The organism is Photobacterium sp. OFAV2-7 (assembly GCF_022347985.1).
GTDB lineage: Bacteria > Pseudomonadota > Gammaproteobacteria > Enterobacterales > Vibrionaceae > Photobacterium.
This window is the reverse complement of the sequence record NZ_JAKRFQ010000228.1, coordinates 1-6,436: the sequence shown is the minus strand read 5'-3', so window position 1 is coordinate 6,436 and position 6,436 is coordinate 1. Positions and strand designations below refer to the sequence as shown.

General features: G+C 47.1%; 8 protein-coding genes. 1 reads left to right on the top strand and 7 read right to left on the bottom strand.

From position 1 onward, the window contains the following. Positions 1 to 301 precede the first annotated feature (301 nt). Positions 302 to 1,930: an endonuclease gene (locus tag MHN01_RS13030; RefSeq protein WP_239411736.1), complete on the top strand. Its 1,629-nt coding sequence runs from the start codon at positions 302 to 304 to the stop codon at positions 1,928 to 1,930. Between the two features lie 66 nt (positions 1,931 to 1,996). On the opposite strand, the gene MHN01_RS13025 is transcribed toward MHN01_RS13030, so the two are convergent. The 7 genes from MHN01_RS13025 to MHN01_RS12995 form a co-directional block, all read right to left on the bottom strand. Continuing rightward, entirely contained in the window at positions 1,997 to 2,515 is a 519-nt protein-coding gene (locus MHN01_RS13025) for a MerR family transcriptional regulator (protein ID WP_239411735.1), read from the bottom strand. 17 nt (positions 2,516 to 2,532) lie between these two features. After that, positions 2,533 to 3,393, bottom strand: coding sequence for a DMT family transporter (locus MHN01_RS13020; RefSeq protein ID WP_239411737.1), 861 nt, complete (start codon positions 3,391 to 3,393; stop codon positions 2,533 to 2,535). Between the two features lie 220 nt (positions 3,394 to 3,613). Continuing rightward, entirely contained in the window at positions 3,614 to 3,973 is a 360-nt protein-coding gene (locus MHN01_RS13015; RefSeq protein WP_239411734.1) for a DUF952 domain-containing protein, read from the bottom strand. Positions 3,974 to 4,043: 70 nt separating this feature from the next. Then, on the bottom strand, positions 4,044 to 4,586 hold the full coding sequence (locus tag MHN01_RS13010) for a GNAT family N-acetyltransferase (RefSeq protein WP_239411733.1): 543 nt from the start codon (positions 4,584 to 4,586) through the stop codon (positions 4,044 to 4,046). A 174-nt stretch (positions 4,587 to 4,760) separates the two neighbouring features. Further along, on the bottom strand, positions 4,761 to 5,177 hold the full coding sequence (locus tag MHN01_RS13005; protein ID WP_075764508.1) for a PaaI family thioesterase: 417 nt from the start codon (positions 5,175 to 5,177) through the stop codon (positions 4,761 to 4,763). Between the two features lie 20 nt (positions 5,178 to 5,197). Further along, the gene (locus MHN01_RS13000; RefSeq protein WP_239411732.1) at positions 5,198 to 5,749 is read right to left on the bottom strand and encodes a NifB/NifX family molybdenum-iron cluster-binding protein; all 552 of its coding nucleotides are present in this window, start codon (positions 5,747 to 5,749) and stop codon (positions 5,198 to 5,200) included. Between the two features lie 249 nt (positions 5,750 to 5,998). After that, the coding region (locus MHN01_RS12995; RefSeq protein WP_239411731.1) for an HAD family phosphatase at positions 5,999 to 6,436 on the bottom strand (438 nt) is incomplete at its 5' end.

Sequence of the window (6,436 nt, the reverse complement as noted above, 5' to 3'; positions counted from 1 at the left end):
CGAAAACGATATGACCACCTCACCGATAGCAGCCGAAAAGCGATAAAATGCGTGAAAGCCACATCACAAACATTAATTTTTATAATTAATATCAAACAATTAAGCCAAGCGCCACCTCATTTGTATCCGTCTGTATGGCATTGTATCTATGCGGCTGAAGTGTCGAAAATAATGTGACAAACAGCCAATATATTCATGAAACCTATCTTCATATGATAAATAACTGTGATTCCTGCACGATTTTAACAGCTGATTAACCTTTATCCTTTGTTGACTTTCAAGTCAATAAACAGAAGGTTATATGATAAATAGAATAATTACCCTAAGCGCAGTGGCCCTGCTTTCGTCACACAGTGCATTAGCACAAGTTGAAAACGGTGACTTTGAAAAATGGAACGGCAATACGCCTGATAATTGGAGTGTGATCGACTCCGGTATCGCTGTTTCCCCCTCTTCGACACAAGTTAAAACCGGCGGGCTTGCCGCTGAAATAACCGTTAATACAGGCTCACAAAGCAGTACGGATTTTTTGCAGACAGTCAGTGTCGAGCAAGGAAAAAGCTATGATTTTGCTGTATCGCTTTACCACACAGAAGGAAAAGTAAAAGCGCGCCTGTATGTAGATGGCTATCAGAATTACTCAGATAACCTGCAAACCAATCAGTGGCAAGAAATTCGCTATTCTTACACCGCCACCACCAGTAAAGACATTCAGGTGGGCTTGCGTTTCTATGATGTATCCGGTTTTGACGGCTCTGAAGTAGTTTATGTTGACAACTTCCAGCCAACCGACACGGGGTCTACACCACCAACGGACACTTGCAACGATACCACAGCCACATTAACTCTGGTCACGGACCAGTACGCCTCTGAAACGAGCTGGGTGCTGAACAATAGCAGTGGAAGTGCACTATATTCAGGCTCGGGTTATAACAACTCAACCACCAATACCAAAGACATGTGTCTGAGTGACGGGGATTACACCTTCATCATCAGCGACTCGTACGGTGACGGCATATGCTGCAATGTCGGCAATGGCTCATTTACCCTTGAAGCGAATGGCAAAGAAATCGCTTCCGGCGGTGAGTTCCAGTCTAGCCAAACTGTCAACTTTACTATCGGCGATTCCGGCACTACACCGCCAACTGAGCCGCCAGTAGTTGGTGACTACTACAAATCAGCGGAAGGTAAATCTGGCTTCGCACTCAAAACCGCCCTTTACAACATCATTACCAACCACAACAGCCAGGGATACAGCGCTATTTGGGATCTGGTAAAAGTTGCCGATTTGGACAACTACTACGAGAAAGATGGTTCTATCCTGGATATGTATTCTGAAAAGCCATCGTCGGGCGATAGCACAAGCTTTACAAAAGTGACCAACCAATGTGGCCAATACAGCAAAGAAGGCGATTGCTATAACCGAGAGCACTCTTTCCCGAAAAGTTGGTTTGGCGGCAAAATCGAGCCGATGAACTCGGACGGCCACCATATCTTTGCCACCGATGGCTACGTTAATGCCAAACGCAGCAATTGGCCATTTGGTGAAGTGGGTACGGCTTCGTATACCTCTAGCAATGGCTCCAAGTTAGGCTCAGCGGCATCCGGTCTCGGCTATTCAGGTACCGTTTTTGAGCCATTGGATGAGTTCAAAGGGGATTTTGCCCGCGCTTACTTCTATATGGCAACACGTTATGAAAACGCGGTAGCTGCTTGGGAAGGCAACTCAACTAGCTCAGATGCAGTACTTAATGGCACAAACACCACCGTGTTTGAACCATGGATGCTCAGCATGCTGAAACGTTGGCATAACAATGATCCGGTAAGCCAAAAAGAAATCGACCGTAACCAGGCTGTATTCGAATTCCAGGGCAACAGAAACCCATTTGTTGATCACCCTGAATTTGTTAGCGCTATCTGGGGGAACTAGTAAAACACTTCAGCTTTGAAGAGAAGATAGCTGTTCTTACATTGGCAGCGAACCATGAACTAACAGCTATCTTGATTTCTGGCGGATTCTCTCAATTTCCTCACTGTCGATATTGAGAGATTCCAAAAAATCCTGATGTGCCTCCGGGGCCATTTTCTCGAACTGTATGTGCCAGTTCGTCATGTCCTGCTCACTCAAGCCAGCCATCCGCATGATCTCGACCCAACGCTCCTTCGTCATCATATTCTGTTCAAGCAGTACCGGTTGCTCCAGCAGCATCACGATGGCTTTTTGCTGCTGACGCAGGGTCTGAATTTCCTGCTCCAGCGCGTTAAATTGGTTGCGTAAGGTCTGTTCCGACTTGATATCGTCATGCGGCTCTATCAGCGGAGCAATTTCTTTCACCGGCAGGCCGAAAGAGCGATAGGAAAGGATCGTCTGCAACCGTTGCACCTCTTCCTTTCCGTACCAGCGATAGCCGTTCTCCGAACGACTTGTCGGTTTAAGTAAACCGACTCGTTCGTAATACAAGACCGTTGTACGTGAAATATTGCAGGCTTTCGCCAATTGCGTCACTGTCAGCATAGCTCCCCTCATTATACCTACTCGGCTTTAGATTTATTCTTAAATAGCATCGGTAACACGGCGCTCATTACTATCACGATGACCCCTACCATCGCTAATAAATCGGGCTTTTCAGCAAACAGCCAATACCCAAAGAATAAGGAGTAAATGATCTTGGCATATTCCACATTGGCAATAACATTCGCCTCTCCATACTTGTAGGCGGTAACGCCAATCCATTGTGCGATGGATGAGAGAACGCCAACACCAATCAGCAGTGCCAACTCATAAGCACTTGGCCACTGCCATACCAGAATGCTAGGTATCAGAGCCATTAACCCGACAAAGATAGCCTGATAAGCCAACAGCGTAATGCGCGGCTCGACTTGGGCCACTTTCCTCACGCAGATGACGGCCACAGCCGCTCCCAGCGCAGCAATCAAGCCTAACAAGGTATATAACATCGACGTTTGCTCAAAGCTCGGTTGAACCACCAACATCACACCGATAAAACCCACAATAATCGTAAACAGGCGCTTTGCCGAAATAGCCTCAGCCAGAAAAAGCCGCGAGATACAGGCCACGAACAGCACCTGAGTAAAACCAAGCGCAGTAGCGTCGGCAAGCGGAATATTACTGACCGTCACAAACCCGAGATACAGTGCAACGAACGCGCCCAGGATACGAAATGTATGTAATTTAAGGCGCTTTGGTTTCAGTAGCACTTCAACGTTGCCGACTATCGCAGGCATCAGCAAGCTCAGAAACACCAACTGCCGGAACAGCAGGATCTGAAACAAATCAATAGAGTCACTCAATACCCTGACCAGCACGCCGACCACTGTAAACAATGCTGTCGAAAGCAATGCGAGTGATATCCCCTTTAGGGTTGGTGGCATTTTGAGTAAAAAAGCGATGACAGGATGAGCAATAGGAACGCGCTTAGCAATTATCGACACCATTATTTTACCTCTCTTGGTTCAACAAGCTAAAGAGGGTAAAGCCTACACCTGTAGACAGGTCAATCATCACCAGAGAGAGGAATAGATAAGCGACTCGTAAATCATTTTACTCAAAGGCCCCCGGGATATTGCTATGGGGGCTTAACAGCGTGTTGAGTTATAAGTGAAACGGCACTTCTGTTTTGGTAAAGCCACCTTCACCGTCAATGGATAACACATACAGTCGCTGAATAGCGCTTGCATTTAGGGCACCGTACAAGTGAGGGTACAGCTCGCCGTCATCCTCAATGCCGGCCGGGGCTTCATCTACGACCTCGGCTTGCAACAGTGCAGGATCTATTTCCAGTAAATAGATCCCTGACGCACCTTTGAAAAAGTGATTAATAATCAACGGTAGCTGGTAATCATAAGCAAGATGCACAAAGCCTTCTTGCTGGAGAGATTCGGGTTTGTAGGATGGGTTGCTTCTCAATTGATTCAAGCTATTACAATCAATCAAATGGTAGAGGTTTTTCACAAATACTCGCCTTTTGTTCTTATACCCAAACCATCTTACTTATCTTCTTCGGTTTATCCAGCAAAGGTGCTTATAGCTCAAGCGCATAGATTCCCAGCCTCTGATCTTTATTCGGTATATCCATAGTGTTATCAACGTACCTGACCAGCTTGGCGCCGGCCCGCTCAACGACCCTGATACTTGCCTCATTACTTTCAACACAGTGAAACTCGACAGTATCCACCGTTGTGGATGATGACAAATACGGCAGAATCACGTTAAGAACTTGGTTAATAATACGGTGGCCTCGTACTGCAGTAGAGAGACAATACCCTAACTCTGAGACCTTGGTGACAGGGACAATGTACTTAATCCCGAATACGCCGCTAAACGCGCCATCATAATAAATCGCAAACCACTGTGAGCCGTATAACTGCCCATCTTTACGCGCATTAATGTAGCTCCGGGCTCCGGCCATATCGCTCAGTGTATCAGTCCAGGGCATATAGACAGAAAGATCGTCCCGGCTGGTATCCACTGTTTCCAGTAACTCTTTAGCATGTGACAGCGCCAGAACCTCAAGCGTTATCGATTCTGATATTTCCAGTTCCATGAGATGCTTAGATTTATCCATAACTTCAGGCCATTCTGCGGGTAAAAGCCGTCGGGTATGACGACCAATCTGCACTTTAATCATTCATGCATTGTAATAGGCCGACACTGATATATGCAACCAAGCACAGCTTAGAAGAAAATAGCTGCGAATAGACAAAACTCTCCCCTAAGCTGCATATGTGCTCATCCGGCCTTACTTTTTAGGCTCTATAAATTTGGCTGACGCCCTTGCCAACACTTGCTGTCCTTGGGTAACTTGCGCCTCCAGTTGGTAAATACCTCTTCTAGACCCGACAAGATCAGCTGTTACCATAACTTGTTGTCCAGTGCAGACCGGGGAAATAAAGCGAACTTTCAGCTCGGCAGTCAGCGCCTGAACACCGTGCGCAAACAAGCAGTGTGTCATCGCCGCATCCAGCAAGGTGCTGGTCATTCCTCCGTGTAACAGCCCATCATACCCCTGATGGCGAGCCGTTACCTGAAACGGGGCCGTTACTTTCCCTTTGCTATCCTGACTAAACGTTAACTGTAATGAATCAGGTGTATTGTCAACGGGTCCGCAAACCATGCAGTGATTATGAGCTTGTTTCGTAAGCTGATATGAAGTCATAGGAACGCCACTATCGTCTATTAACAGGTATGATTGTGACAGCAGCGATGGCTCTTCGGCCCGCAATGCTCTCCTCGTCCTTGCCCACCACGTCCATGTTTAGCTGGTCCTTGCTTGCCTTGTCCATGCCTCTTGCCACAGCCTTTACCGTGACCATGTCCTTGGCCATGGCTATGACCTTGGCTGTGGCACCGACGTTCCGCATGACGGCAACCATTGTGGTTAGGGGAAGGGCGCCCCTGATCAGCTTCAGTCAGAGAAAATAGCCCCGCCGTTTCTGAGCTGACAAGCTCTTGTGCACTTCGGCGACCGGAATCGGTTTGAGCGACCAACAGTTGGTGCGAAAGCAGCTTACCTAACATTTGTTGACCAATATTACGCACTACGACACGCTCAGCATGATGTTGCAACAACAGCTTCAACAGCGCTTTTTTACCTGCACAATGGGCAGCTAGAACTGGGTTTTCATGTCGGCTGACTTCTACTCCTTGATCATTAACAAACAGAAAATGCTCAGCCTTAGAAAAATGACTGGCGATGTGATCATCATTCATCGGAATTGCCGTGATCATAATTTATGACTCCTTTTTTATTGTCACTTTGCTTTATGAAATCCTTGCCATCTAAACGTTTGTTATTGGCATATGCCATTTATACGCTTAGTTATTGGCATATGCCAGAAACTTTTGTATGGCAATTGAGGCAAATCAATTATTGAATGATCTCTTTTGTGACGAGAAGTTGTGACTAACACCGAGAAGGAAGTGCCAGCCAATACACCGATTGACTGGACTTCATATGAAATGCATTTGGCCAGAAAGCTAGGGCATCAGTATACGGGTGACATCACCAAGGTTGCCCAACACCGCATGGGCTCTCTCTGCAACTTCTTCGCTGGGCTGCAGCAAATCCGGGATCATCACGGCCTTACAACCGGCATCCAGCCCGGCCCGCATACCATTATTGGAGTCTTCCAATACCAGGCAGGCCGCTGGCGCTATGTCCAGTTGCTCTGATGCCATTCGGTAGCAGTCAGGATGGGGCTTGCCATTGACGACATCTTCCGAGGTAATTACCGCATCAAACTGCGCCAGATAGTCAGAGCCATTAAAATGGTGTTTAACCTCTGCCAATGCCGATGATGTTACTAGCGCACATTTAAGCCCTTTCTTTTTCAGATCCCCGAACAACACGTCAAAACCGGGCTTATAGGCGACGCCTTGCGCTCTTCGGGCATGAAAATCACTGTTGCGAACACG

What these genes read in the sequence shown, in the direction of transcription:
- MHN01_RS13030 (WP_239411736.1), top strand. Translation starts at nt 302, where the DNA reads ATGATAAATAGAATAATTACCCTAAGCGCAGTGGCCCTGCTTTCGTCA.
- MHN01_RS13025 (WP_239411735.1), bottom strand. Translation starts at nt 2,515, where the DNA reads ATGCTGACAGTGACGCAATTGGCGAAAGCCTGCAATATTTCACGTACA.
- MHN01_RS13020 (WP_239411737.1), bottom strand. Translation starts at nt 3,393, where the DNA reads ATGCCACCAACCCTAAAGGGGATATCACTCGCATTGCTTTCGACAGCA.
- MHN01_RS13010 (WP_239411733.1), bottom strand. Translation starts at nt 4,586, where the DNA reads ATGGATAAATCTAAGCATCTCATGGAACTGGAAATATCAGAATCGATA.
- MHN01_RS13005 (WP_075764508.1), bottom strand. Translation starts at nt 5,177, where the DNA reads ATGACTTCATATCAGCTTACGAAACAAGCTCATAATCACTGCATGGTT.
- MHN01_RS13000 (WP_239411732.1), bottom strand. Translation starts at nt 5,749, where the DNA reads ATGATCACGGCAATTCCGATGAATGATGATCACATCGCCAGTCATTTT.